This window comes from Yinghuangia sp. YIM S10712 (assembly GCF_051388935.1).
In the GTDB taxonomy this organism is placed as follows: Bacteria; Actinomycetota; Actinomycetes; order Streptomycetales; family Streptomycetaceae; genus Yinghuangia.
The window spans coordinates 421,366-423,446 of record NZ_JBPKBI010000003.1; the positions used below are offsets into that span (position 1 = coordinate 421,366).

Genomic DNA, 2,081 nt, shown 5'->3' on the forward strand with positions numbered 1-2,081 from the left:
GCCCCACCGTTCTGCTTACGGCCGTCACCCGAACCGAATCTCGTCGCCCGGCAGTTGCGCCCGTCAGCTCCCCAACTGCCTCTTGATCTCCGCCGCGATCCGGCCGCCCTCCGCGCGGTCGCCGATCTTCGGGCGCACGACCTTCATGACCTGACCCATCCCCGACGGCCCGGCAGCCCCCGTCTCGGCGATCGCGTCGGCGACGATCCGCGTGAGCTCCGCGTCGTCGAGCTGCGCGGGCAGGTACTCGGCGAGGATCTCCGCCTCGGCGCGCTCGCGGGCCGCGGACTCGGTACGGCCGCCGTTGTCGAACGCCTCGGCGGCCTCGCGGCGCTTCTTCGCCTCGCGTACGACGATCTTCAGCACCTCGTCGTCGGAGAGCTCCCTGGCCTGCTTGCCCGCGACCTCTTCGTTGGTGACGGCGGTCAACGTCAGGCGAAGGGTCGACGTACGCAGCTGGTCCTGCGCGCGCATGGCCTCCGTGAGGTCGTTCTGAAGGCGGCTCTTGAAGGTACTCATGGGCCCAGTGTCGCAGTCGCCCCGATCCGCGCCCCACCCAATTACCCGCCGCTCCCCCGCGCGGACGACCGGCGGCTCCCCGGACGGGCCGACCTCTGGAACGATGGGAAGAATGGACACGAAGTTTGCGCTTCCGCTGGGCATCGCCGGCGCGGGAGCCGCCTGCCTGACCTACGCCGCCGCCTACGAGGCACGGTCCTTCCGGCTGCGCCGCGTCGAGGTACCCGTCCTGCCCAGGGGGCTCCGCCCGGTGCGGGTGCTCCAGATCTCCGACATCCACATGGTGTGCGGGCAGCGAAAGAAGCAGGACTGGCTGCGCCGACTGGCCGCGCTCCGGCCGGACTTCGTGCTCAACACGGGCGACAATCTGTCCGACCCCGAAGCGGTCCTGGAGACCCTGGACGCCCTGGCCCCGCTCATGGAGCTGCCCGGCGCGTACGTCTTCGGCTCCAACGACTACTTTGCCCCGCGCCCCAAGGACCCCACGAGCTACCTGCGCCGCGACGACGGGAGCCGGCGCCTCGGCGTCGAAAACCCTTGGCAGGAGCTGCGCGACGGCTTCGACCAGGCAGGCTGGGAGAACCTGAACAACGCGCGCGGACGGCTCAAGCTCGACAGCCTGGAGATCGAGCTCGTCGGGCTCGACGACCCGCACATAGACCGCGACCGCTACGAGGTCGTCGCCGGCGGTCCCGACCGCTCGGCGCAGCTCTCGCTGGCCGTCGTGCACGCGCCGTACCGCCGTGCCCTCGACGCCTTCACCGCGGAGGGCTATCCGCTGGTCATCGCGGGGCACACGCACGGCGGCCAGGTGTGCGTCCCCTTCTACGGGGCCCTGGCCACCAATTGCGACCTCGACCGCAAGCGCGCCAAGGGCCTCTCGCGTTACAGCTCCGCCGGCCACGAGGCCTACCTCCACGTCTCGGCCGGCTGTGGGACGTCGCGCTACGCCCGCTTCCGCTTCGCCTGTCCCCCGGAGGCGACCCTCCTGACCCTGACCCCCGCCTGACCTGCGCCTTCTCCCCCACCGAAACCGGATTTCGCGTGGGCACCCGCGTCCGCTAAGCTGAACGCGCATCAATCGGGGTGTGGCGCAGCTTGGTAGCGCGCTTCGTTCGGGACGAAGAGGTCGTGGGTTCAAATCCCGCCACCCCGACCAGGTCAGGGCCCTGCCGGAGACATCCGGCGGGGCCCTGAGTGTTTTCCGCGGTACATGAGAGAAGCGGTCGGGGACGCCGCCGGTGGGGACGACGGTGGATGGACGGGTCGCTTGGTCGACGCACGGCCGGTGCGTGGGCGGCAACCTCACTGGCCGTCAACTTGTCGCATCTGCCGGGCCGTTCGCGGTCGCGGTGGCGTGGCAAGCGCCATGCGGACGAACGTCCACGCGTGACCGGTTTCTCTCGTCACGGCCGCTGACGGGGCCTCAGGCGTCACGGTGGTGGCAATTCGGCGGCTCTTGGAGAGATGCGGACACGGCCCCGGGGGGGGGGGGGGGGGGGGGGGGGGGGGGGGGGGGGGGGGGGGGGGGGGGGGGGGGGGGGGGGGGGGGGGGGGGGGGG

The 2,081-nt window shown here is 71.6% G+C and carries 2 protein-coding genes and 1 tRNA gene; 2 read left to right on the forward strand and 1 reads right to left on the reverse strand.

Annotated elements, in window-relative coordinates:
- Nucleotides 1–63: 63 nt before the first annotated feature.
- A complete protein-coding gene (locus ACRX5W_RS11300; RefSeq protein ID WP_436787890.1) occupies nt 64–519 on the reverse strand; it encodes a GatB/YqeY domain-containing protein in 456 nt (151 codons plus the stop codon).
- Nucleotides 520–631: 112 nt separating this feature from the next.
- Here ACRX5W_RS11300 and ACRX5W_RS11305 point away from each other — a divergent pair, with 112 nt between their 5' ends.
- Together ACRX5W_RS11305 and ACRX5W_RS11310 are read left to right on the forward strand one after the other, a co-directional pair.
- Nucleotides 632–1,528, forward strand: coding sequence for a metallophosphoesterase (locus ACRX5W_RS11305; protein WP_436787891.1), 897 nt, complete (start codon nt 632–634; stop codon nt 1,526–1,528).
- Between the two features lie 73 nt (nt 1,529–1,601).
- Nucleotides 1,602–1,678, forward strand: a tRNA-Pro gene (locus tag ACRX5W_RS11310).
- The last annotated feature ends 403 nt before the right edge of the window (nt 1,679–2,081 follow it).

What these genes read in the sequence shown, in the direction of transcription:
- ACRX5W_RS11300 (WP_436787890.1), bottom strand. Translation starts at nt 519, where the DNA reads ATGAGTACCTTCAAGAGCCGCCTTCAGAACGACCTCACGGAGGCCATG.
- ACRX5W_RS11305 (WP_436787891.1), top strand. Translation starts at nt 632, where the DNA reads ATGGACACGAAGTTTGCGCTTCCGCTGGGCATCGCCGGCGCGGGAGCC.